The 22,925-nt window shown below is 54.7% G+C and carries 20 protein-coding genes and 1 pseudogene; 6 read left to right on the plus strand and 15 right to left on the minus strand.

The genetic code is table 11. The features are described 5' to 3' along the window. Positions 1–170: 170 nt before the first annotated feature. From AC2FIZ_RS17585 to AC2FIZ_RS17625, 9 genes are all read right to left on the minus strand, one after another. Positions 171–887, minus strand: a complete 717-nt coding sequence (locus AC2FIZ_RS17585; RefSeq protein ID WP_496791412.1) for a glycoside hydrolase family 25 protein — start codon at positions 885–887, stop codon at positions 171–173. A 21-nt stretch (positions 888–908) separates the two neighbouring features. Continuing rightward, the gene (locus AC2FIZ_RS17590; protein WP_281973909.1) at positions 909–1,547 is read right to left on the minus strand and encodes a tail fiber protein; all 639 of its coding nucleotides are present in this window, start codon (positions 1,545–1,547) and stop codon (positions 909–911) included. Next, positions 1,544–4,840 carry a hypothetical protein gene (locus AC2FIZ_RS17595; RefSeq protein ID WP_496791413.1) on the minus strand — a complete coding sequence of 1,099 codons (3,297 nt, stop codon included), beginning with the start codon at positions 4,838–4,840 and terminating at the stop codon, positions 1,544–1,546. Before AC2FIZ_RS17595 ends, AC2FIZ_RS17590 begins: the two co-directional genes overlap by 4 nt. 5 nt (positions 4,841–4,845) lie before the next feature. Further along, positions 4,846–5,526, minus strand: a complete 681-nt coding sequence (locus tag AC2FIZ_RS17600) for a hypothetical protein (RefSeq protein ID WP_271952474.1) — start codon at positions 5,524–5,526, stop codon at positions 4,846–4,848. A 41-nt stretch (positions 5,527–5,567) separates the two neighbouring features. Further along, positions 5,568–6,875: a hypothetical protein gene (locus AC2FIZ_RS17605; protein WP_271952476.1), complete on the minus strand. Its 1,308-nt coding sequence runs from the start codon at positions 6,873–6,875 to the stop codon at positions 5,568–5,570. Between the two features lie 36 nt (positions 6,876–6,911). Next, entirely contained in the window at positions 6,912–7,505 is a 594-nt protein-coding gene (locus AC2FIZ_RS17610) for a hypothetical protein (RefSeq protein ID WP_281973906.1), read from the minus strand. Positions 7,506–7,528: 23 nt separating this feature from the next. Next, positions 7,529–8,128, minus strand: a complete 600-nt coding sequence (locus AC2FIZ_RS17615; protein WP_271952480.1) for a hypothetical protein — start codon at positions 8,126–8,128, stop codon at positions 7,529–7,531. A gap of 73 nt (positions 8,129–8,201) precedes the next feature. Next, positions 8,202–8,828 (minus strand): hypothetical protein, encoded by a 627-nt coding sequence (locus AC2FIZ_RS17620; RefSeq protein WP_142640307.1) that lies wholly within the window; start codon positions 8,826–8,828, stop codon positions 8,202–8,204. Positions 8,829–9,038: 210 nt separating this feature from the next. Continuing rightward, positions 9,039–9,659 carry a helix-turn-helix transcriptional regulator gene (locus AC2FIZ_RS17625; protein ID WP_282027158.1) on the minus strand — a complete coding sequence of 207 codons (621 nt, stop codon included), beginning with the start codon at positions 9,657–9,659 and terminating at the stop codon, positions 9,039–9,041. A 382-nt stretch (positions 9,660–10,041) separates the two neighbouring features. On the opposite strand from AC2FIZ_RS17625, the gene AC2FIZ_RS17630 reads away from it, so the two are divergent. Together AC2FIZ_RS17630 and AC2FIZ_RS17635 are read left to right on the plus strand one after the other, a co-directional pair. Then, positions 10,042–11,064 carry an Ldh family oxidoreductase gene (locus tag AC2FIZ_RS17630; RefSeq protein WP_271952485.1) on the plus strand — a complete coding sequence of 341 codons (1,023 nt, stop codon included), beginning with the start codon at positions 10,042–10,044 and terminating at the stop codon, positions 11,062–11,064. Between the two features lie 64 nt (positions 11,065–11,128). Further along, positions 11,129–13,435 carry a Tex family protein gene (locus tag AC2FIZ_RS17635; protein ID WP_281995018.1) on the plus strand — a complete coding sequence of 769 codons (2,307 nt, stop codon included), beginning with the start codon at positions 11,129–11,131 and terminating at the stop codon, positions 13,433–13,435. Between the two features lie 38 nt (positions 13,436–13,473). On the opposite strand, the gene AC2FIZ_RS17640 is transcribed toward AC2FIZ_RS17635, so the two are convergent. Continuing rightward, entirely contained in the window at positions 13,474–14,733 is a 1,260-nt protein-coding gene (locus tag AC2FIZ_RS17640) for a replication initiation protein (RefSeq protein WP_281995019.1), read from the minus strand. 580 nt (positions 14,734–15,313) lie between these two features. Here AC2FIZ_RS17640 and AC2FIZ_RS17645 point away from each other — a divergent pair. Then, positions 15,314–16,699 (plus strand): AAA family ATPase, encoded by a 1,386-nt coding sequence (locus AC2FIZ_RS17645; RefSeq protein WP_281995020.1) that lies wholly within the window; start codon positions 15,314–15,316, stop codon positions 16,697–16,699. After that, a complete protein-coding gene (locus AC2FIZ_RS17650; RefSeq protein ID WP_281995022.1) occupies positions 16,692–17,759 on the plus strand; it encodes a ParB/RepB/Spo0J family partition protein in 1,068 nt (355 codons plus the stop codon). The genes AC2FIZ_RS17645 and AC2FIZ_RS17650 overlap by 8 nt, the downstream gene beginning before the upstream one ends. A gap of 262 nt (positions 17,760–18,021) precedes the next feature. Here the strand turns inward: AC2FIZ_RS17650 and AC2FIZ_RS17655 are convergent. After that, a pseudogene (locus AC2FIZ_RS17655) lies at positions 18,022–18,704 on the minus strand (IS6 family transposase). 337 nt (positions 18,705–19,041) lie between these two features. Here AC2FIZ_RS17655 and AC2FIZ_RS17660 point away from each other — a divergent pair. Further along, on the plus strand, positions 19,042–19,575 hold the full coding sequence (locus AC2FIZ_RS17660; protein WP_496791415.1) for a GNAT family N-acetyltransferase: 534 nt from the start codon (positions 19,042–19,044) through the stop codon (positions 19,573–19,575). A 228-nt stretch (positions 19,576–19,803) separates the two neighbouring features. Here AC2FIZ_RS17660 and AC2FIZ_RS17665 read toward each other — a convergent pair whose 3' ends face one another. The 4 genes from AC2FIZ_RS17665 to AC2FIZ_RS17680 form a co-directional block, all read right to left on the minus strand. Next, on the minus strand, positions 19,804–20,211 hold the full coding sequence (locus AC2FIZ_RS17665; RefSeq protein WP_271952494.1) for a universal stress protein: 408 nt from the start codon (positions 20,209–20,211) through the stop codon (positions 19,804–19,806). Between the two features lie 60 nt (positions 20,212–20,271). Beyond that, the gene (locus tag AC2FIZ_RS17670; protein WP_271952496.1) at positions 20,272–20,721 is read right to left on the minus strand and encodes a phasin family protein; all 450 of its coding nucleotides are present in this window, start codon (positions 20,719–20,721) and stop codon (positions 20,272–20,274) included. A gap of 133 nt (positions 20,722–20,854) precedes the next feature. After that, positions 20,855–21,262, minus strand: coding sequence for a c-type cytochrome (locus AC2FIZ_RS17675; protein WP_142636019.1), 408 nt, complete (start codon positions 21,260–21,262; stop codon positions 20,855–20,857). A 31-nt stretch (positions 21,263–21,293) separates the two neighbouring features. Continuing rightward, the gene (locus tag AC2FIZ_RS17680; protein ID WP_282021709.1) at positions 21,294–21,500 is read right to left on the minus strand and encodes a hypothetical protein; all 207 of its coding nucleotides are present in this window, start codon (positions 21,498–21,500) and stop codon (positions 21,294–21,296) included. A gap of 165 nt (positions 21,501–21,665) precedes the next feature. Between AC2FIZ_RS17680 and AC2FIZ_RS17685 the strand changes: the two genes are divergently transcribed. Further along, the gene (locus tag AC2FIZ_RS17685; RefSeq protein ID WP_281973017.1) at positions 21,666–22,886 is read left to right on the plus strand and encodes an APC family permease; all 1,221 of its coding nucleotides are present in this window, start codon (positions 21,666–21,668) and stop codon (positions 22,884–22,886) included. The last annotated feature ends 39 nt before the right edge of the window (positions 22,887–22,925 follow it).

Below are 22,925 nucleotides of genomic sequence, written 5' to 3' on the forward strand. Positions count from 1 at the left end.
AAACCATCATCTCAATGGATCACAGGCCAATGATGCACTAACAATCAAATTGAACCAGTCAGATGAGGCTGCTCAACGGGATCACTCAAATTCTTTGCGGAGTTGCACTACCGTTTTTTGGGTATTCCCAAGTTAGCAACTGAACATTTTGGTGAATCGAACTGTGACAATTATAAGTTTCGACTTTGCACCCCGTACTGCGCCTTCAGTTGCTGAACCGATCCGCAATACACGTCCAAATCAACCTCTGGGGCAATACCGGACACTCGCTCGTTCGTAGAATGCTGCCAAAACTCCCATTGCGGCGCATTGGGTGCGGGTCTGGCTGCGTATTCTGCCAGCCAGACCGGGTAGTTCCCGAAACCCGAGGTCAGCTCGGTCTCCCAGGTGTTCAGATTGGCATATACCATCGGCACCGTTCCGAAAGCCCTCTGAACGCTGGTAAGCCATTCCAGCGCGAGGCTTCGATAGGCGGCCCCCTGTGCCGTCGGGACGCCTTCAAGATCGAGTGTAAATGGCAGGTGCAGAAGGCCGGATTTTCCAACCGGGCCTTTCGAATGAACAGCCTGCACTGCATCGACAAAATTCGTGACCTGTGGCTTGGCCGGGTGGCTGACGTGAAGCAGGTGATAGGCGCCGCACAGGATACCCACCTCATTCGCGCCCAGTACATTTGGCTGAAAATAGGTATCCTTGATGCTGACGCTTTCGGTCGCCTTTATCAGCGCAAAAGAAACACCCGAGGCTGCGACTTGCGGCCAGTTGATATCCCGCTGATGATCACTGACATCTATTCCTTTTGCCTGCGCCTTATCTGGCGCCGCCTTGAGAATCTGTCCTGATGGTTTGCGAAACGACCTTACAATTTTGCCCAGCCTACATGCCATCAGATCGGCCTTTTCTATCTGTCATAACACCGCATCCGACCGACATTTGATAAGCCAATAGACCGAGATGTTGATTGCGCGGGTCTCGGTCTCGCTGGTCAGGGCCGACCCTTTAACGACGTTGCCCGAATTGGATTGGGGTGTGGGGGCGATAACCGGTTCCGGGCCTAACACTCCGTTTGATACCGTGCTGTCGCTTTGTTCCAGCACATGTTGGTGTTGCTGGAGCGCAGACAGTTGCAGCGACCCTACCCTGTCATATTTCTGGTTCTTTTTGTCGGTTCGGTACCTCTGGTCCTGATCCTTATCGACTTTCCCGCCGGGGTCGACGCCGCGCAGAAAATAGCCCTGGTAATCAGGCAGTCGAAACTCTCCGTCCTTGCCTTTACCAAACAGATATCCGATGGCGGCAAACAATTCCGGATAAGCGGAAATCAACAGAGGTGAGCCGTCGCAAACCTTCCAGCCATAATGTTGCAGATCAGTGGTCCCGCCCGCCAGCTTTTTGGATTGTCCCAGAAGCTCCCCGGAAAAAGCGATCACCGCGCCAACCGGCATTCCCAATACCCGGCCCGGAGACGGGCCCCAGCCTTGTTGTGGTTCAAGCGGTCCGCCGGGGGCGTTTGGTCGGGGCGGGGTCGGAAAGCCTGGCGGTCTCATTCTGAATCCGTCTGACCTGGCAGATCACTATCCGCACTCAGCATGCACATATGCGTGGGCACCTGAACCGTCCAGGATTGCGCATTGCCTTCATCGTCTTGTGTATGTTCCGATTTAATCCGGGCCACAATTTCGGCGTCTTCGGGCAGGCAAGGGGCAAGATGATCTGCATCCGGCCAGATCCGGCCGGTGCGCAGGAAATACAGGAAACTGCGCGCGTGCTTTCTGTCGACCGGCGCCAGAATGCGCACACGGTCAGCGCGCAGAAAATCCCGGAACCGCAGGTCGGGTACGGTCTCGCGCAGGGCAAGATCCGCGGGGTCGCCTGTCAGATCGCTGACTTCGTCCTCGATATCCATGAATGTGGCGATGTCGGACCACCCGACCGTTTGTTGCAAATAGTGCCTGATACGCGGCTTGGCATAATCCGGGGCCACGGCATCCTTCTCGGACCCGCTGAGGGTCAAGATTTGCTCCTGGGCCGCGGACAGGATTTCCGTCGTCATCGCCTTGTTCAGGAACGCAGGGTTCTGAGCCTCAATCGCAGCCACCTGTTGTTCCAGTTTGCGACGGTAACCCTCTAGCTGCCGCGCATACGCTTCCTTGATCAGCCTATAGGTTTCGAATTGCCAATCGGAATAAGTCTGCGCCGACCGTTGGCACGTCACTTCAAGAGTTGCCGCAAAGAAACCGGTCAATTCGGTTTGCAAATGCATTGGTGCAGGATCGGGAACCGGCATATCCGGCGGAGAGTTGGGCTCGGACGATTGTGTGGCTGCGGTTTGCTTGAGGCTGCACAGAATGGTGAACCCAAGCGGATGGCCTTCATCCGCCGGAGAGGTTCCGGTTCCGAACCCTTTATCCAGCTGGGCGCTCAGCACCTGCGCGCCCGAGGCTTGGCTGACAGGCAGGCGCAGTGGCTGCGGTGACTTGTCCGCATGGCCGTTTGAACCGGGCGGGGCGGATTTGTCCCCCGCTTGCTGCGGTTGCAGGGCGACCGAGCCCACGATGACATGGGTTTCTGCGGGAGTTCCGACACTCATCACCGTTGCTGTTGCTTTGATGGGCTCAAAGCCTCTGGGGATCAGGACGGCGCCTTCGGCCACTGGCGTATGGCTTTGCACCGTTTGGCTGACCACAAGCTTGAATGGCGGGGCCATACGGGTCTCTTCCACGCCAAATTCCTGAAACGCATCGAGATAAAATATCTTGCCATCGTCTGTCTTGCCAGTCTCATCGGTCAAATCCTGAAATCCGCTTATCCCAAACTCGCCTGGAGATTTCGGTGGGCGCAGATCAAGCTGCCAGGACCGGCGAATATGCCGGACAAGGTTCTCACCCGGGCTGGGGACCATGATCTCAAAAATCAAAACCTCGCCCAGACTTTTCGTGCGCAAGCGAAAGCTTCTGTTCACCCAACGATAGATGCCGCGGATATCCGTGCCGTTCCGCCGATTGTCAAAGCGCGTCACATCCGAGTATTCGGTTTCTTCAACTTCGGATAACTCGCGCGTATGGCGCATTTCGCGTGACAGGTTTCGCACCGTTTTCTCGACGATGTCGCGGGCAAATTTCAGGTCGTTTTTCGCGAAGCCTCCGGCTGGCTGCTCTTGCACCCACCAATTCCCAGTAACACTCATCTTATTGCCATCTGTCGGCATTCCGTACTGGGTGTCGTAAGAGTTGACATGCGTGGTCGAGACATGGTCGGCCAACGTCTTTTGCACCTGATTGATCAGGTCCGAAACCGAGGTATCCTCGTCCCGCCGGGCAATTTTGGTGGTCACATCGGAATGTGCCTCATGGCTTTCGCGGCGCTGCAATCTCCGGTTTCGCGTCTCGCGCATTTCACCGCGCAGGACATTTTCGATACGCTGCACGTCGCCCAATTCATACCCAAGCGGCTGATACCGGATCGAACGGGCAAGCCCGTATGAATAGGCGCGCACCCAGCCGGGCTTTGTCAATTTCAGAGGGATCTGATGATCTGTATCCTTTGCTGCAACCGGCGCAGGTTTTTTCGGCTCGAATATGGAGCCAGGCAAAACCAGCGTCGCATGCATCCAAGCTTTGATCTGTCGTCCGGTGACCGGATCGGTCATCAAGCTGGCCTGCCCTCCTTCGGTTGCAGCCAGCGCACGGGTCAGAACGTGATGGGTAGTCAACACCTGAATCAGAACTGCAAGTTCGTCTTTTTGCCAGCCAGCCAAAAGGTTCAGCGCAACGATGCTTTCCCAGATGCGGGCCAGTTCCTTTTGCGCATCCGGTGCATTTGCCAGAACCTTGAATGCTGCCCATCCGCCCAGACGGGCCTTGATCAGATCTGTGATCTGGGCCAGCGAAAATTCCGGCAGCTCTCTCAGAGCCGGCCACAGTTCAGGGTAAGAACTGAATGGCGGGCCAAGCGTTTCAATCGAGGAGATGAACCCTTTGGGTTTGCCCGGTTCGGCCGCAGGCTGAGCCTTGCCGGATTGCCCCGCAACCGATGCCGGATGGGGCGAACTATTCCCACCTGGTGTATTGTCGGTGTTCGAGCTTGGATCCACGTAAGTAACCGCCAAAGCCTCCTGCCCTGACCTGTCCCCGGATTTTGAAACAAGGCTTTGCAGGAACACGCTGTTCGCCAGGATCTTTTGCGGAACCTCCATGAAACCCGCATCCAGCGCGCCCGGCGCTATCGACGGCCAATGTTTCATATAGATGAAGGGGAACAGCTCATCCCAGCGCAGGTTAGCGCCCTGAGTGACCGGGCTCAGCCCGTCAGAATCCGGGTCATCGCTAAATGGATTATCACCATCACCGCCGTGAGTGTGGTTTGGCTGATCTGGGTCATGCCCGTCATGTCCACCTGAACCGTTTTGCCCGGTGCCAGAGTTCCCACCATCATCGGCCCCGCCCCCTGCTCCGGAATCGGGCGATGGAATATGGCTTGGCTTGCCAAATTCAGACATAAAACCCTGAAAGCGCCAGACACGACCGGTCTCGGGTTCTTGCAGAGCCAAAGCCCCAAGGACCTGCTGAGACAACGGCGTACTCAATCCGCTTTGCCAGGTCAGGGTACCGGTCAACCGCTCACCGGTTTCGAACAGCACATTCAGCGGCGTTCTTTCCTTATACCTCAGAACAGGGCCGCGCACTGCCTTGCCCGGTGTCTTGGTGAAAAAGAACTGGACGGTCACGAATTCCGGGGGATCGGCACCATGCGGATGGGTTTCGAAATTGGCCACCAACTGGTTACGCAGATCCTCGAACGGCGCATCCATCCAAATGAGTTTGGGGTCCTGGCTGGTCATGCCCGTTAAGCGTCTTCCACCGCCAACACGACCTCAAGCTCGCTGATCGCCTGCAGTGAACCCTTAGTCAGCTTGCTGGATTTCAGGCCACTGATTTCCAGACGCTCGATATCCAGTTGCCAGACATCAACACCGGTATGGATATTGTCAAAAGGCGCGTGCGGAAAGAATGCCTCGATCTCGGTGTATTCATACAGGTTGTCCTGAATCACGGCCAACATCGCCGCGCGAGCCTCGGCCAACACCTCAACCATATAGTCGCGAATGCGGTCCAGATCCGCGTCGGACACTTCGGCGAAATAAACTGCGGATCGCGTGCCATCTTCATCGAAACGGGTCACGACTTCGGTCGCCGGGGCGAGCAATATCTCATGCTCGCCCTCGATTGACACAGGCCCCTTGTCTGCCGCTTCTGGGGGAAGGAACTCGATCAGCGCACCGCAACAATCAATCAGAATTTGCTGGCCGGCTTCGGCAATGAAATTATCATCCTCCCAAAGCTCAATCGCGATTTCAGGATCAACCTGAGCGTATGGCAGAGCATAGCGCCCGCCGCCATGCAGTTTCTGACCTTCGGGGAAAATTTGCCCCCCATTTCCGCGCTGGAAAAAGGTCAGGATAGGTCGACGAAACATCAGAAACCGACCAGAGCGGGTATGTACGAGTGCATAAACCTGAAAGGCCATGTGTCTTCTCCTCCGATATGTTAATTCGGGCTGTTGGTGACTTAGTCCAAACCCAATACGCGACGGACGCGGCTCAGCTCGCGGTCATGAACAGTCAGGGCATCCAGAAACAGAGAGACCGCAACCCGGTTATCCGCAGAATAATGCCCGCCCAGAACATGCTCCAGCGCAGCCGGGCAGTGGTCATAGGCATCCGCGATATTGTCGACGCTCAGCGCGCGCATCCCAGTACGCAGAACCTTGTCGCAATAGGCAGCAAAGCTGGCGTTCAGGTCGTTGATCACGATCCGCTCGGCTTTAGGTGAGGTCGACGGCTTGTAGGGCTCGTAAAGTGGCACCCAGCTTTCGGCGCGCCCCAGATGGGTCGAGGTGGGCGGATAGCCATTGGCGGTCATGAACATCGTACAGCCAAAACACGAGGCCAGCTTGGTGGTACAGTCACCAACCGTAATTTCATAAGGCGTGCAATGCGGGCCCAGATGATAGGCCTTGTAGATCGCCTGGATCATACCGTGGGTATAGCCCTTAACGCCTTCGTCCCCGCTTTCATCGACGAAATTCATACCCTGATCAAAGCGCATAATATTGGTGATCTGGTCCGACCGGTTTGTCGCCCCGTGATCGGGTTCCCCTTCCTTCGGAGCATCCTGCGCCAGATCGCCGCCAATGATGCCCCAACCAACGCAGTCATGGTCATGGGTATCGCGACGAACGCGCGGGTTCCACAGGGCAGAATCCTCGGGCGGCAACCACCGAGGGTACCATCCCTCGAAAATATTGTCGTCATGATCGCCCGCATCCAGATCAGGGATATGGAACCGCGCGCTTGGCATCGGACCGACCGGATCGGTGTCGCCTTCGACATTTCCGTTATCGACAAACCCGGTATAGGCCCCCAGCCCGATATACTGATAAGCGGGGTCGCGATCCCTTTGCTTGATCTCATCATATAGCACCTGCCCCTTGTCACTGAGGTGGTGTTCGGGGTGGCGGATATCGCCCTCGGTCGGAGGCTCATGCCCGGCCAAACCATAAACCCCAACGATCACAGCGCCGGTTTTATGATCGACGGCCGTCCCTGCCCTAACAGAATGACCCTGCATGTCGATTTCCAAAGCGGCCAGCTGTCCGATTTTCTGGGCGGCTTGCTGAAGCTGATCCCATTCGCGGGACCATTTGTCGGACCTGGGCATCTCGTCAGAAGGTTCCATTGAAAACTGCACATCGACATTGGCTCGGATCTGTTCGATCGAATGACCTACGATGGCGGCGGCAACGATATAGTCCGCTTCAAGCTTGGGATCAGCACCGCCGTTGGTCAGGATTCCGGATGTACGTCTGTAAGCCATCAATTCACTCCTCCAAAGTTTCGCCCGCTTGGGGCGTCATGAATATTGAATGTCGTAACCAACAAAATTGATCGGATCGGAATTCGGACCCGGCGTGCCGCCGTACATGGCGACGCGCATTGCCTGGACCTGGTGCAGATCAAAACTGGCCACACCCGGACCAATTTCCCGGCGGTCGATCCGAAAACCCTGCCGCGTTGTCATATCGGCCGCAAAGTTCAGCCGGTCCGGAGCCCGGAGCACGCATTCTCCCTGCAAAGGCAGGCGGGTTTCGGTCAGGGGAAAGCCGCAGCGCACGACCTGCACCTTGTGCAACCGATGCCCTTTTGGAACCGTGATGGTCAGGTCAATCCCGTCGCCTTTGCGCCGGGGTTCGATCGTTGCCTCGCCACAGACAACTTTGCGATCCACCAGAACATCGGGCGAGATATTGCCCTCGCAGGTGACGAACCTGACCGACAGGGTCAGATCAATCTGAAAGCTTCGGTACCAGCGATACGGGCATTGCAGAACAACCTGCCAGGTTAATGGCCTGATGTGCTGGTCGTGATCCAAACAGTCCCAGAACAGGCCAACCCTGCGCACATTGGGGTTTAATGATCGGTTCTCAAATACGAGTTGGGTTGTCATCGCGCCACCCTGACGAATCTGTGTTATGAACTCGACGGCGGCGGCGACAGCCTCATGATAAAACCAAGCTGTTGAAACCCCGGCTCCAGGCCGGATTTCAGACGCAACCTCAAGAACTTTCCATCCGGCTCGCCACTGATTTTGACGTGGCCGACCACTGTGAAATCTGTTTTTCCCTTATCGCCCTTGGACGTTGACGCTTTGGTATCACTGCTGGACTTGGGTTTGGCCGGTTTGGGAACTTCAACCCAGCCATCACTGACCGCAAGAGCCTGAATTTTGGATGAAACCCCGTCCTTAGAATATGTGTAGTCAGTGAAGGTGACGGTTACGTCCTCAAATTTCCCGGCATCGTCCACCTTGTACTGGACCGAAATCTGAAGCCCGTTATAGGGGGGCTTGTTGCGCCCGGTCTTATGGAAATCGCCAGATTGCCAAACCTGTTTAATGGGCTTCAAACTGTCTTTCTTGTCCGCGTCATCCTTGGGTTTCGAATCCGGCTTTTTGGGATTCGCGGGCTTTACCGGCGTCGGGGTATCAGCGGCAGCCTTCTGATCGCTGTCTTCGTCGCCCTCAGACCGTTTTCGTTTTAGGGCGATTGTTGTGTCGGCAGTTTTGGTCATGACACACCTCCTCTTTCCATAGCTCCGTCAAGCGGTGTGCATCCTGCGGCTAGTAATCCGCCGCAGGGCGCGTTTACGCATTGATGTTTGCCAGCTGGAAATCAAAGGGGGTAGAGTTTTTGCCAGGCCCGCCGCCCGACATCACGATATCAGCGCTTTGGATGCCGAACAGATTGATCTCGGTGTTGATCTGACTGATGATCGCCGAGTCCATGACCTGGCCCTCTTCGATCTGCGACACCACGCCGATATAGATGGTCGGGTGGAACTGAAAGACGCCCTTCTGCCCCGGCGCAAGGTTGGTCTTGGCGGCCAGAAGTTTGCCTTCGCGATAGATATTCGCGTTGATCGATCCCATGGTCAGGTTGTTGCGCAGCTCGACCTCATTCGGCGACGTTGCCGGGGTCTTGGCCAGGCGCAAGATATCCCCGCTGGTGTCTTTGACCATTTCGTAGGCCTGACCGTCATAGGCCGTCATCTGCGGCGTATAGTTCCCATAGCTGTCCGAGGCCGAAACCTGAAACTTCAGCGGGTATTTGAAGGGGTGATAATCCAGACGCCCCAGGTTTTTGATGACTTTCCACGCGATAGCGAGTTCGCCGAAATCTTCGGCCACGTTTTGCTGGAAAATAACGATCGATGAATTATTGGCATCATCCGAGTGATTGACCAATCTGAGTTGAATATTTTCGGTAACCAATTTCAGATTCCTTCCATTAGCGGTTCTTGTCGAGAACGACGAAATCGTGAATCAATGCTAGCTGAGAACTCTGTAATTCGATCTTTGCAGGAATCATCATTTCCTTTGATCTTTGCACTGTTAGACCCCTGCCCGCGGTAACCGGTGCACACTTTGGCCAGCCTCGCGCGCGCAGGAGCATGCTCATCCAGGACGTGTTTTGGGTGATGCTTAGTTCATCGAATTGCGATAGCGCCGATACTCTGACGGCGAGACGTCGAATTCCCGTTTGAACGCGGTCGAAAAGTTATTCGCATCCTCGTAGCCAACCTTGAAGGCGATGTCCTGAATGCTGTGCTGCCCCTCAAGAACCAGGGCCGCTGCATAGTTCAACCTGTAGCGCCGAAACCAAGCCATGGGGCCAACGCCGAACTCTTCCTTGAACCGCTTGGACAAGGTGTTCCGGTTTGACCCGACCACTTGCGCCAAGGCGTCAATGCCGCCTGTAAATTCGGGCTCGGTAGAAAGGAAATTACAAGCAGCATTGACCAACGTATCTTTTGAAAAGTACTCGGCAGAGACATTCTGTTTCATCAATGCTCGCGCCGCACTGAATCTGTGCTGGATTTCGCTGGTGACAAATGGATAGGCAATATAGTCGCTGTATCCTTGCGAATATACTTCGGCACGCGCCGTCGACAAACCCAGGTTGATCAGTGCAAAACTGTGCTGGCGCTTATGCGACCCGGCAGGTTTTGGGGCATTGGCCGGCACAAAACGCTTCAGGCACTGACGTACAACGATTGCTTTTTCATGGCGAGAAATGCCTGTGCTTTCTGCATCGTTCGACACGCGGTATCCCATAGACCTTTCAACTATGCTGCGAAATTCGGACAAAAGGCGCGGTGTAAACTCCAAGCAGATCACTCGGTCACGATCATAAGGACTATGCATAAAATTCCCCATCCAAAAAACTTCTGAAAATTTTGTAGGGCGCCACGCAGAGTGCGACCTCTGCTGATCTGAAAAATCAACTTGAGTCGCTGAGCCGCCACCACAACTTTCGATTGAGTACAAAAGGTCTGGGAACTTCTGTTAACTTATTCACATATTGCATTATTAGACCAATCCAATACGGCATTAACCATAAATGAGTGGCAAATTGCAAAGGGTTCTCCTTGCCAGCCAGACCAAGCTATGCCTTCTTCTGCCAACGCAATGGGAGACATGGCAGATGAGCGAAGCGGTCAAGCTGACACTGGATGAGATACGAAACCTAAGCCTGACCATTCTGTCCGGATCCGGATACGGGCCGGACCATGCAGCGGCCATCGCGGATATGCTGGTCACCTGTCAAATTGATGATTGCCAGTCGCACGGCCTGTTCCGACTGTTCATGTGCAATGACACCATGAAGGCAGGCAAGATTGACGGAAATGTCGCGCCAGCCATTACCCAATCGGATAACGCCATCGTTCGGGTCGATGCTCGCGGAGGTATGTCCCTGCTGGCATTTCATGAGGCACTTCCAATTCTGATCGAGAAAACCCGAACCCTTGGTATTGCAGCCATGGCCATCAATCGCTGTTTTCATTTCTCTGCGCTCTGGCCCGAAGTGGAGCGGCTATCTGCTGCCGGCCTTGCGGCGATGGCGATGGTACCAAGCCATTCCTGGGTTGCCCCAGCCGGCGGCACCCGCGGTTCGTTGGGCACCAACCCGCTGGCATTCAGCTGGCCGCGACAGGGCAAGGATCCCTTCACCTTTGACTTCGCAACAAGCGCCTTTGCCCGTGGCGAAATCGAACTCTATCGCCGCGCAGGCAAGCCCCTACCCGATGGCGTAGCAATCGATAAGGACGGCAACCCAACCAACGACCCGCAGGCTGCGATGGAGGGTGCGATGTTGACCTTCGGCAGCTACAAGGGTTCGGCCCTGTCCATCATGATCGAACTCTTGGCCGGTCCGCTGATCGACGACCTGACCAGCCTGGAAAGCATGGAGTTTGCCGGCAACTCAGGCGGCGCCCCCTATCATGGTGAAATCCTTCTGGCCTTCGATCCGGGGCATTTCAGCGGTGGCCGAATAGACCCGAACGATGCAAGGGCAGAACGCCTGTTCGCTGACATCACCGATCAGGGCGCGCGCCTACCATCACAACGCCGGTTTGCCGCCCGGGCCCGTAACACGGAACGCGGATATGTAGAGATTGCCAAAACCCTCTATGACGATCTGCAAGAGTTGGCCCAACAGATTTAGCCCCCTTCCCCTCAGCAAAGCAGCTGGCTAAGAAGTCTCTCCGAACGACTGTCAGGAGGCCCCATTGGACCGCATCGCCCGCACCATCGCCACCGAGATCAACGCCCGACCCGATCAGGTAGGGGCCGCAGTAAAATTGCTGGACGAAGGCGCGACTGTGCCCTTTGTTGCGCGCTACCGCAAAGAAGCGACAGGCGGTTTGGACGATACCCAACTGCGCACCCTGTCAGAACGCCTGACCTATCTGCGCGAATTGGACGCCCGGCGCACAACCATCCTGAATTCGATCAAGGATCAAGGCAAGCTGACAGATGATCTTGCAAAATCCATTGCGCTGGCTGACACCAAAGCACAGCTGGAAGACATCTACCTTCCCTACAAACCCAAGCGGCGCACCAAGGCAATGATCGCACGCGAGAACGGGTTGGAACCTCTGGCTGACGCAATTCTTGCAGACCGGTCTGTCGATCCCGATACCCTTGCCCAATCCTACCTGTCCGAGGCTGTTCCGACCAGCAAGGATGCCCTGAACGGTGCCCGCGACATTGTCACCGAACGACTAACCGAAAACGCCACCCTGTTAGGCGAACTGCGCAGCTTCATGCAGCGCGAGGCGCTGCTGACCTCGAAGGTGATTGATGGCAAACAACAGGATGGCGCGAAATTCAGCGACTATTTCGACCATTCCGAGCTGTGGGCCAAAACGCCGTCTCATCGGGCTTTGGCGATGCTTCGCGCGTCAAAAGAGGGCATCGTGACATTGGACATCGCGCCGGACCCCGAGACCGGCGCTGCTCGGGCGGAAGCGATCGTCGCATCACATCTGCTAACCCGCACGGATTCAACTGCCGATACTTGGTTACGCAAGGTGGCCGGTTGGACCTGGAGGGTAAAGCTCTCGCTGACGATGATGGTTGACCTGATGGCCGACCTCCGCAGCCGTGCCCAGGACGAGGCGATTTCTGTTTTCTCTCGCAATCTCAAAGATTTACTTTTCTCTGCGCCAGCTGGCGCCCGCCCAACCTTGGGGCTGGACCCTGGAATACGAACAGGTGTCAAAGCAGCGGTTGTCGATGCAACTGGCAAAGTGGTTGCAACTGAAACAATTTACCCGTTCCAACCCAAGAATGACCTTCGAGGCGCACAGGCCACAATCCTGCGCCTGATCGCCCAGCACGGCATTGAGCTTGTTGCAATCGGCAACGGAACAGCCAGCCGCGAAACCGAAAAGCTGGTCGGCGACACGCTCAGAGATTTGCCCAAAACCGTCACTCCTCCCACCAAAGTCGTGGTCTCGGAAGCCGGAGCATCGGTCTATTCCGCATCCGAACTGGCCGCCCGAGAGTTCCCGGATCTGGACGTTTCCCTTCGCGGAGCGGTTTCAATCGCCCGTCGCTTGCAAGACCCTCTGGCCGAGCTGGTGAAGATCGAACCAAAATCCATTGGGGTCGGGCAATATCAGCACGATGTCGATCAATTTAAGCTTTCGCAATCACTGGCATCTGTCATCGAAGACGTTGTGAACGCCGTTGGGGTTGATCTGAATACTGCTTCTGCCCCATTGCTGTCGCATGTGTCCGGGTTAGGCCCGGGGCTGGCAGAATCCATCGTGTTGCACCGCGACATGAATGGTGCCTTTCAATCTCGTGCAGAGCTACTGAAGGTTGCGCGCCTTGGCCCCCGCGCATTCGAACAATGCGCAGGCTTTCTGCGGATACGCGATGGGGCCGAGCCCCTTGATGCGTCCTCGGTCCACCCCGAAGCTTATTCCGTGGCCCGGCGCGTTGTTGCCGCATGTGGGCGGGACATTCGGCAAATCATGGGGAATGAAGGGGCCCTGAACGGCCTGCGCGCCGAACAGTTTGTTAACGACAGTTTTGGCCTGCCCACGGTTCAGGACATATTCTCCGAGCTTGAAAAACCCGGTCGTGATCCCCGGCCAGATTTCAAAACAGCCTCGTTCGCTGATGGCGTGGAAGAGATCAGTGATTTGAAACCTGGAATGACCCTGGAGGGCACAGTAACCAATGTCGCGGCATTCGGCGCTTTTGTTGATATCGGTGTTCATCAGGACGGGTTGGTGCATATCAGCCAACTGGCAGATCGGTTTGTCAAAGATCCCCATGATGTCGTCAAAACCGGCCAGGTAGTTAAGGTACGGGTCGTCGAGGTGGATGCGCCGCGAAAACGCATCGGTCTGACGATGCGCAAGGATGGTGGCATTGAAACCCGGCAAAAGCGCGTTCAAAGCAGCGACCAATCGCGGCAAAGCCATACAAAACAAAAAGAAACACAACGCGCAAAAAACGGCAATAATGCGCAGCAGGGGGCACTTGCAGATGCGCTGAAATCTGCGTTCAAGAAACAATAATCTGCTAAAGGGTATGCACCCCCCTGCCCTTACCGCGATCAGTCGAAAGCGTCTGGCTCTAGCTCTTGCCAGAATTCGAAGATTGCGGTTGCGTTCAGCCCCGAGCGCCACGCATGCGCTCGGAAATGCTCGCGGTCCAGGTCGTTGTCTAGACCGGCAAGAAACAGTCTTTTATCTGCGTCCCTCTGTGTCGGGTTTCGCCGCGAAACCAGCTCTTCTACGATCGAGAGTTTCCGCGCCCGCTCCTCCCGCTCGGCTACCCGTTCGGCATAGGCTTTGTCTTCAACCGCCACTTGGGCCTGCCTCGCCTGCGCTTCTTCCAGTGCTTCGGGGCTGGGCTTCGCTGGCTGTTCCGGTTCAGGTGGCTGATAGTCATCGCGCAATGCAGCCGACAGATAGCCCAATGTGGATTTCACTCCGCCCTTTTGCCTTACGTAATCAAGTTTCTGCGCGACGTAGTCTTCACCATGTTCGGAAATCCACTGTCGGGCCAAACGATCCGAGACCCCTTGATCACGTAGCTTCGTGTACACCTGCATATTCCGAGCACCGTCACTGTCATCAATTTCGAACATCGCCTTTTGCGGGTTTCCCTTAATCCGAAAGCGAATATCGGTGACCGTCCGGCCTTTCTTTTGGAACTCGGGTTCGATCAGAATGTCCGAGCTTTTGTTCACCTCGGCAACCGCCGGTTTGATGATCTTGGCGTTGAGATGTTTGAAGCTGGTATAATAGTCGCTGCCATCTACCCCCATGAGCTTTCGAAAAACGTCCAAGGCCAACCAACCTGTCGACCCGATGCGCACAAAGCGATAGCAGTTTTCATACAGTGCCAATCCGTGCCCAGAACTAAAGTTGCGCTGAATCTGAACGTTGATCAGCGCATAGATTTTGGGATCATACAGCTTCTGCGCCAGCGCCGGTGAGTAGGCGTATTCACAAACACCATTCTTGAGCTTGGCAAAACTCAGCAGAGAGGAAACACCCCATTCCTGACGCCCCTGCTCATCCAACATGTCCCATTCAGCGACAGTCTCGGCCAGGGCGCGCAGGCTTGCACGCAAGGTATCAAAATCGTTCGAGTTATAGCCAACCATCATCGCCAGAGTTCGTGCATCGATGGTATGGGTCTGTGCAGATGTCAGCGCATCATAGGCATTGAGAAGCAGGACATTCGACAGCTTTCGCTGAAGCAATGTCAACTTACCGCTGATGTGAATCGCGGCGACGTTCTTTTTCACCGTTTCCCTTCGCAAGGCTCCGGATAGGTGATCCATGTCTATTTGTGTTTCCGGCATGATTCTGCCTGACTGCTCTTTTTTGTATTTCTGCCATGAAAGGTACCTATCAATCAACTTCTATTAGGTGCCCAAATACAGGATCAGGCTCATCCCGAAAACGGGTACCCTAAACAGATATACCTAAACTTATCCCCAGACCTATCATCGCGAGCCCGTCATAAGAACGACTCAGACAGGATCGAACGTACTGGAAACGGCTTTGTAAGTGTCTAATAGCGTCGAAGATCCACGTCCCTGCGAATCGGTGCCCTTGTTCCTGTCGAATGGTTCCTTTGGTCCCGTATCTGGGCACCTTTGATCCCGGAATCGGATACCCCAGGAACTGTAAATGGGTCCCTAATGTGGTCTAACTTGTTGTTATAATTATCATATTCTTAATCTAAATCTCTTAAAGACTCTATAAAAAATAAACTCTTTGTTGGCGTGTTCTATCATTTTTCTAGAGTTTCGTGGCGAAACCCAGCCTTGCGCGCAAAAACTGTGGAAAACTTCCGATAGCAGGATAGCTTTAGAAGATAATGTTCGCTACATTCCTAAATATACGCCGCTAAGGCGAACATCCTCTGAGGCAACGACAGTGAACAAATCAAACCAACCTCCGCTACCGCCATATCTGAATCTTGATCCCGCAACAGCGGCCGGGAAGTTACCTGATCCTATAGGCACCTCTCGATTCGCAAAAGCAGCGGCATTCTGCGCCAAAGGCCGTGAGGATCTTGCCCGCCGAGGTTATGCCCCTGATGGGGAAAAGCGGCTACGTAGGTTTTCAATCTGGGAAATAACTAAGTACCTAATTCCGGTTGCACCTGCGCATCTCCGCCGTGTCCTCAAAGCAAATCCTGATCTTCCTCAAGGCGAAGGAGAAGCTGGTTCAAAATGGTTCACTTTGGAAGAGGTCCTGAGCTTGCGCCAGCATTTTGCGGCTGAAGGCGTCAGCACGAAGGAGTATCTTCCCTACCGGCCTGAAGGGCTTCCGGCAAAGGTTGTTTCCGTTGCAAATTTCAAAGGCGGTGTTGGAAAAACCTCGACCGCCGCCCATCTGGCCATGTCCGCCGCCTTGGACGGGTACAAAGTTCTGGTAATCGACCTCGACAGCCAAGGATCCATGACGTCGATCCTTGGCGGGTCCGTCGCAGATGAATGGCAAACTGTGTTCCCCTTGATCGCAAAGGACTATGCTAGGGCGGTACACGAGGAAAACCGCGTGCGCAATGCGGCAGGTCAACCTGAAATTCCATTGGATGAGACCTTGCAAGAAGCGCTTAAAACGACCCCTGGCGATGTAATTCAGAACACCCATTGGCCAAATATTGATCTGATAGGCGCGCAGTTGAACCTTTACTGGGCCGAGTTCCAGATCCCAGTGTGGAGGATGGGGCTGAGAAGTTGGCCTTTGTGGGACGGCCTGACCAATTTCCTCGAGGATGAAGGTATCCTCAACGATTATGACATCGTCTTTCTCGATACGCCTCCTGCACTTGGGTACCTTACGATCAATGCACTGGCTGCTGCAGATATCCTTCTGGTTCCGCTTGGAGCTTCGTTTCTGGAGTTTGATTCAACGGGTCGGTTCTTTGACATGCTCTATACGACCTTCGCCAGTATCGAGGATGGTGAAAACACGGCACAACGCGCAGCTGGCTTGCCTGAGCTCAAGTTCGAATGGGATGTTGTACGCGCAATCATCACCCGGTTTGATGCCAGTCAGCAAACAGACATGGCGAACGTAATTCAGGCCTATTTCGGGGATTTCATGAATGCCTACCGGCAGGACTATACTGCTTTGGTCGGGCAGGCTGGTGAGCAGGTGAATGGGATCTACGAAGCCGACTACCGTGATTTTAACCGCGACACATATGTTCGGGGTCGGGAAACATTTGACCGGACTTACGCAGAATTCAAAGAGGTTCTGATCGGTTGCTGGTGGCGCGACGCTCAGATGGGAGGAGAAGCAGATGGCTAAACGCAGAAGACTGACCGCACCGGATACAACAGAGCTCGAACAGCTTGAAGCGGGTTTCGCCGCGAAACCGTCGATCAGCCCGTTTGAAGTAAGCTCGTCAGCACCTCCAATAGCTCAGGTTGCGGCGGAGGCCGCCACTTTGGGTGGCATGGCGTCCGTGACAGACAGGGTCGCTTTGGCCCAGGACCAAGGTGATGCAGCTCGATGGCGCGATGCACAGACCGCCGGTTTGATTGCGGAAAAAATACCGCTGGATCAGATTGATCCTGATTTTATCCGCCGTGACCGGATGGTTGAAGACGAAGAAGCCATGGCGGAACTGTTGGAATCGTTGCGCGTTCACGGCTTGAGAACGCCAATCGAGGTGAGCCGGGTCGGTGACAGTTTTGGCCTGATCTCGGGCTATCGGCGCCTGGAGGCCTTCAAGCGGCTGTCCCAAAGTGATGCTCGGTTCACCAAGATTCCTGCATTTGTTCGTGAGGCTGGAACAGGGCAGGGCGCTTACGTCTCGATGGTGGAAGAGAATGAGTTGCGCTCAAACCTCAGCCCTTATGAACGCGGGCGCGTCGCGGTTCTGGCGGCAGGGCAGGGGGTTTTTGCTTCAACCGAGGCCGCTGTCGATGTGCTTTTTGCCGCAGCGTCCAAAGCCAAACGGTCCAAGGTCCGTAGCTTTGCTATGGTGCATGAAGCGTTGGGGGATTTGCTGCAGCATCCCGTGTCGTTGTCAGAAAAGGCCGGGCTCAAGCTTGCATCGGCATTGCGGGACGGGGCACAAACCAGATTGCGTCAGGCATTGGCTGGCGCCGGCCCGTTGGATTGCAAATCCGAATGGGGTCTGCTTGAAGCTGCGATCAAGGGCGTGCCGGACGCGGAAAAAGCTAAATCGCGCGGCGGGCGCCCGCAGCAGGTGCAACGATTGACACCGGTTGTCCTTCCCACAGGCGGCACAATTCAGGCCGAGGTGACATCTGGGGAACTCCGCCTCAGGATACGCGGGCGGGAAATTTCAGTTGATGAGGCTCAAAAACTGATCGACCAGATTGGCAACCATCTGGGCTAGCCCTTTGACGAGACCGGGATAGATCGATCTCGTCGCCAAACAAATCAAAGAGCTGACTGGATTGGTTCGCAGAGGCGAGTTCTACTACTGTCAAGGTAATGATCAAAATGTGGAATAAATGATCATTGTGAATTCAAGATCCTTTGGAGGTGCTCGCTAGGGATGTGTCGCAAACTTTTGCAACGACCATAGGCAGTCAACTACCGGAGGTTCTGCCGCAAACTTTTTAGATGGCAAAGCATCAGTGGATTTGGCGAGCAGTTTATCCCGCCAGTTGGATGAACTGCTGAAACGGACGGAGTCCGGGCGTGAATTGACCTTTGCGGATCATGTTGACCAGTTCTATGCCTGGCAGGACAGATGCGGCTGAAGCGAAGGATTTGAATCCCAGCATGGGTCTGATCCTTCGTTTGATAAATCGGTGATCCTGTTCAATGATGTTGTTGAGGTATTTCCGCCTGACCATATCGATTGGGATCGGACAACCAAAGCTCTTGAGCATCTTGTTGATCGCTTTGATGCCAGCTGTATTGGCACCACTTTTGTCGATGACGATCTTGCGTGGCAATCCGTTCACCTCAAGCGCGGGGGCGAAGAACTTCGTCGCAGCGGCTTTATTCCGGCGCTCAGACAACATGAAATCCAGTGTCTTGCCGTGTTTGTCGATCGCTCGGTAAAGATAAACCCATTCGCCTTTCACTTTCACATAGGTTTCATCCATGCGCCACGAACGGTCTGTGGGACGCTTTCTGTACCGCGCTGCTTCAGCAATGAGGCCTGCGTATCGACTAACCCAGCGGTTCAGCGTTGCGTGATCCAGATCAACGCCACGTTCCGCCATGATTTCTTCCAAATCCCGGTATGAAACAACGTAGCGCAGGTAGAAGAAGACCGCGTGCAAGATGACGTCTTTCGAAAATGTGCGCCCTTAAATGAGATCGTCACGGCCTGCTCCTGTCATGTTCTAGTGCGCGCTACCAGAAATGCACTCGACCTGACAGGTAAGGACAAAGTTTGCGACGGAACCATTGCCGCCTGTAAGAACGCAGGCGCCGCTTGAGTGCTGGTGCGCGCGTGAACTTACTCCGAGGGCATTGGACGGCATCGAGGAATCCACATCCAGTGTGACTGGCCCATATGCTGCGCCTCTCATGTGGGGGCATCCGAACGAACAAGTGTAGAGCCAGGCTTTCAATAGACCAGACAACGCAAATTTGCTTCGCGAACCTGAAACAGAGCCTCCCGTGTTGCGGGGGAGATGGGTGCGCGAAAAAACCAAAGATTGGAAAGAACCAAGAAACACGCAGAAAGCGATGCCATCCTGGAAGTTCACAGACTGGCGTTTGGAGAAACAAAGGGCGAAGTAACCGCTCAACTCGCCAAGGACTTCCTCAGCCACCCGGACACGATCTCGATCAGTGTCAAACGGGACGGGCAGATTGCAGGCAACTTGCTGTTTACGCCGTTCGTCTTCCAGGACCATCCGGACACAAAATGCTACCTGCTCGCACCTTGCGGCGTGTCGCCGGTGTATCAAGGCCATGGAGTCGGCAAGGAGCTGATGGAAACCAGTATCGAACACCTGAAGTCCATTGGAACGGATGCTGTGTTCGTGCTGGGCGTCCCCGACTTCTACCCCCGGTATGGTCTTGCCCCAACTGACAAACAGACGCCTTATCCTGATCTGTTGACGGCGCATGAAGCAAGGATGGCCCTTGAGCTGACAGCCGGAACGGTCGAGTGCTTGAACGGCACGACGATGGCGATCCCTCAGTTCATGCAAGCGCATTGGTGGGACACCTCAGGGCGCGAGTGACGCAAATACCGAGAACCAGACATTGGGCATTGATTGTTTAATGTCTGGTTTGTCCCGTATAGCAGACATCGGCGCTCCTCATTGTGAACTCTCGAATGTCTGCTGAGAGCCCATAGCGTGAATACGATTTTCACGCTGCGCGTGCTCGCAACGCCAATTTCACTCCGTCGTCTTTGTGTCCCATGCTGGGCATCCAGCATTCGACTTGGACACCTGCCTCAAAACGACTCAGCGGATCACGTGGACAGAACAATTGGCGTGGTGAACGACCCGGTTCGCAGTCGACCCAATAAAAATGTTCTCGATCCCCGGCTTGTGTGAGGCCAGCACGATGCAATCGATGCCATTTTCATTTGCGAAATCAACGATCGCTCGGCCAGCGCTCCCCGAGATAAGCCGCGGTTTCGCCCCCGGTAGCTCTGCAGCGTTCCGATGTAAGCCCTCCTGAAGCTCTTTTCGCGTGTTTGCCAGAACTTCCTCAGGTATCTGGGATGCCACATATGCAGGGATCGGCTCCTGCACATGGAGCACTGTGAATTCCGCATCGGCACTCGCCAGCAAACGAGCAGCTTCAAATGAGGCCTGTGTATCGTGATCGTTGTCCAGCGCGACTGGAATCAGAATGTTCTTATACATGTTAGTCACCTTCGATTGCTCCAGCTACGATCATTCCGGCCTCCGCGGTGATACGGCACTCTAAACCGGTTCGGATTTCGAAGACTTACCCGCTTTCTTTGCTGTGCTTGCAACATCATCTATTGTTTTTTCCACAGCTTCGGCTTCGGTTTCCGCTGCAAATGCTGCACATCGGGCAACTGTTTCGAACCATTCCTGAGCGTCAGCCACGAGGCGTTCGGCTGAATGCTTCTGCCACTCTGCTATGGATTGCAGTGCTTTCGCCGGATCAGTCGGGTCTGCAGCAGACGCCGAGCGCGCAGCTTCTAGCGCGGTTCGAACAGCCTCGTGGCGCCTCTCAAACCAATGTTGAGCAAAGGCCTCTGCCTCTTTCAGTGATTTCTCCTGCGTGTCCCAGAATTGCTCAAGCTGTGCGCCTAAAAACGGATTGGCCGTAGTAGTCGGCTGCATCTGCTTGAAAACATCAACAAGTGGGTTGGAGTAACTTGATTTTGGCTTCTCTTCAGGCATCGGAGATTCCTCCTCATCTTCCCAATGCTGAATGTTACCAAATCCCGTAGAAAATAACCTTAATGTAGATCAACCGGCGTCAACAAACGTGGGCAGTGGTCCTCTACAATCTAATGGCAGCATTTGTACCAACCTACTCGATTTGTATGGACTCAAGATAATAAATCACATTTGCCAACGGCACACCTGCGAACATTGGCTGGCCGTCAGGCATGGTCAGCGCAACTTTTTGGTCCGAATCCAAAGCTGGTCCAAAAATGGGCATTTCTCCGCCATGCGCGAGCAATGGTGCGCGACCATCAATTTGACGCGCCACCTCCTCAATCGGAAAAACACCGTCGTTTTGGGCCGCAAGCCTGGTCAGATCAGGCGTCCTTATTGCCAGCATCTCCGCCATTGGACCATCTCCAGTGGCCTCGAAACCATGGCATTGCCAGCAATAGGTTCTGTAGAGATTGTGCCCGTTTTGAAGGTCAATATCCTGCGCCAGTGCAGCACTTGCAGCAAATATTGACAAAAGAAGTCCGCGATAAACTGGCATTTGTTCCTCCTCGAACGTCAGCATTTCGCGTTTAGACTACGCGGTATTGAGCGAACGCTTCATTGATCTCGCTCATATTCAGCCTTTGAGTACCAGCTGGGAAAAACTGCGACGAAAGTAAGTACACTGCAGTCGGTTCCGCTTGGCTGGTCGGTTCTTGGCGACCAATGACATAGATCAATTCAAAAAGGTACATTACATAGTAAAGCATGAATGTTTCAGCGGGATTGCCGTTCATCGGCTGCATCCAAATCAAACATGGTGATAAGCGGAATTGCAAAAGCGTGGAAATTCCACCGCAGGGGCTCGGAATGAATGGTGGCGAGCCCCTCGTTAGTGACTGGTGTACTTAACCGCGCTGTAGCTCGGTACACAGGCGTTTGTTCATTGAGGAGTGAAGCCAATGCATACGGCCGATCCACCGACACCTAAACTCCGACGCGCGCTTACTGCCCCGTTGCTTACGCTTTACGGACTAGGTGTCACCGTTGGTGCGGGAATCTATGTGCTTGTCGGTGCCACCGCCGAGGTCGCTGGTCCTTACGCCGCTGTTTCGTTTCTCATTGCAGCGCTCGTCGTTTCGCTGACGGCTTTGTCGTACGCCGAACTCGCAACCCGTTATCCCGTAAGCGCGGGAGAAGCGGCATACGTCGAAGCTGGGTTTCAAAGAAACTGGATTGCCGTGTTGGTGGGTCTCGCCGTCGCTGCTTCGGGAGTGATATCGGCTTCGGCCGTTGCGATTGGAGCGGCCTCCTATCTTCACACCCTGACCAACCTTGGCACCACGTTGCTTACGATCGGCATCGTGTCGGTTATGGGACTGATTGCACTCTGGGGCATCGCGCAATCAGTATTTGTGGCGGCAGTGATCACGATCATCGAGATTTCGGGGCTTCTGTTTGTGATTGGCTGGGGCATGTCCGTGCAGGATCCGCAAGGCTATGCGTTCAGCGAGACGATTCCAGGTTTTGAGATCAACGCTTGGCGGGGCATTTTTGCGGCGTCGCTTCTGGCTTTCTTTGCCTTTGTTGGATTCGAGGACATGGCAAACGTCGCCGAAGAAGTAAAAGACCCAGTTCGCACAATTCCTAAGGCAATTCTGCTGACGCTCGTTCTGGCGACGGGTCTGTATCTGGCGACCTCAATTACGGTCCTGCTTGTTGTTCCTATCGATACCTTGTCGACGTCGACTGCCCCGCTTGCTTTGGTTTTTTCAAATGCACCCGAAGTAATCAAACAGGGGTTTGCCGCAGTCGCAGTCGTTGCAACAGTCAATGGCGTCCTGATCCAGATGATAATGGCGTCGCGGGTAATCTACGGTCTTGCCGACCGGGATCATCTGCCGAAAATACTGGCGAGTGTCCCGCAGGTAACCCAGACACCAGTCGTCGCAACCCTGCTGGTTGTGGCGCTAATCCTTCTACTGACCCAAACACTGCCGATCGGCACCCTAGCAGAACGCACATCTCAGATCGTCTTGGGGGTGTTTGTGCTAGTCAATTTCTCGCTGATCTTTTTGAAGTTGAAACCGGATTCAACCCGACAACATTTCCACGTACCTCTTGTCGTGCCAATCCTTGGTGTTCTGACCAGCACCCTGCTTTTTGGCGCCGGGTTTCTTTGAGAGAAAATCCGACGGCGTTAGGTCGCCAGAACGGGATCC

The organism is Ruegeria sp. CDSB022, from assembly GCF_059611145.1.

Coding starts and splice junctions, on each gene's coding strand:
- AC2FIZ_RS17585 (WP_496791412.1), bottom strand. CDS start 887: ATGGCATGTAGGCTGGGCAAAATTGTAAGGTCGTTTCGCAAACCATCA.
- AC2FIZ_RS17590 (WP_281973909.1), bottom strand. CDS start 1,547: ATGAGACCGCCAGGCTTTCCGACCCCGCCCCGACCAAACGCCCCCGGC.
- AC2FIZ_RS17595 (WP_496791413.1), bottom strand. CDS start 4,840: ATGACCAGCCAGGACCCCAAACTCATTTGGATGGATGCGCCGTTCGAG.
- AC2FIZ_RS17600 (WP_271952474.1), bottom strand. CDS start 5,526: ATGGCCTTTCAGGTTTATGCACTCGTACATACCCGCTCTGGTCGGTTT.
- AC2FIZ_RS17605 (WP_271952476.1), bottom strand. CDS start 6,875: ATGGCTTACAGACGTACATCCGGAATCCTGACCAACGGCGGTGCTGAT.
- AC2FIZ_RS17610 (WP_281973906.1), bottom strand. CDS start 7,505: ATGACAACCCAACTCGTATTTGAGAACCGATCATTAAACCCCAATGTG.
- AC2FIZ_RS17615 (WP_271952480.1), bottom strand. CDS start 8,128: ATGACCAAAACTGCCGACACAACAATCGCCCTAAAACGAAAACGGTCT.
- AC2FIZ_RS17630 (WP_271952485.1), top strand. CDS start 10,042: ATGAGCGAAGCGGTCAAGCTGACACTGGATGAGATACGAAACCTAAGC.
- AC2FIZ_RS17640 (WP_281995019.1), bottom strand. CDS start 14,733: ATGCCGGAAACACAAATAGACATGGATCACCTATCCGGAGCCTTGCGA.
- AC2FIZ_RS17650 (WP_281995022.1), top strand. CDS start 16,692: ATGGCTAAACGCAGAAGACTGACCGCACCGGATACAACAGAGCTCGAA.
- AC2FIZ_RS17665 (WP_271952494.1), bottom strand. CDS start 20,211: ATGTATAAGAACATTCTGATTCCAGTCGCGCTGGACAACGATCACGAT.
- AC2FIZ_RS17670 (WP_271952496.1), bottom strand. CDS start 20,721: ATGCCTGAAGAGAAGCCAAAATCAAGTTACTCCAACCCACTTGTTGAT.
- AC2FIZ_RS17675 (WP_142636019.1), bottom strand. CDS start 21,262: ATGCCAGTTTATCGCGGACTTCTTTTGTCAATATTTGCTGCAAGTGCT.
- AC2FIZ_RS17680 (WP_282021709.1), bottom strand. CDS start 21,500: ATGAACGGCAATCCCGCTGAAACATTCATGCTTTACTATGTAATGTAC.
- AC2FIZ_RS17685 (WP_281973017.1), top strand. CDS start 21,666: ATGCATACGGCCGATCCACCGACACCTAAACTCCGACGCGCGCTTACT.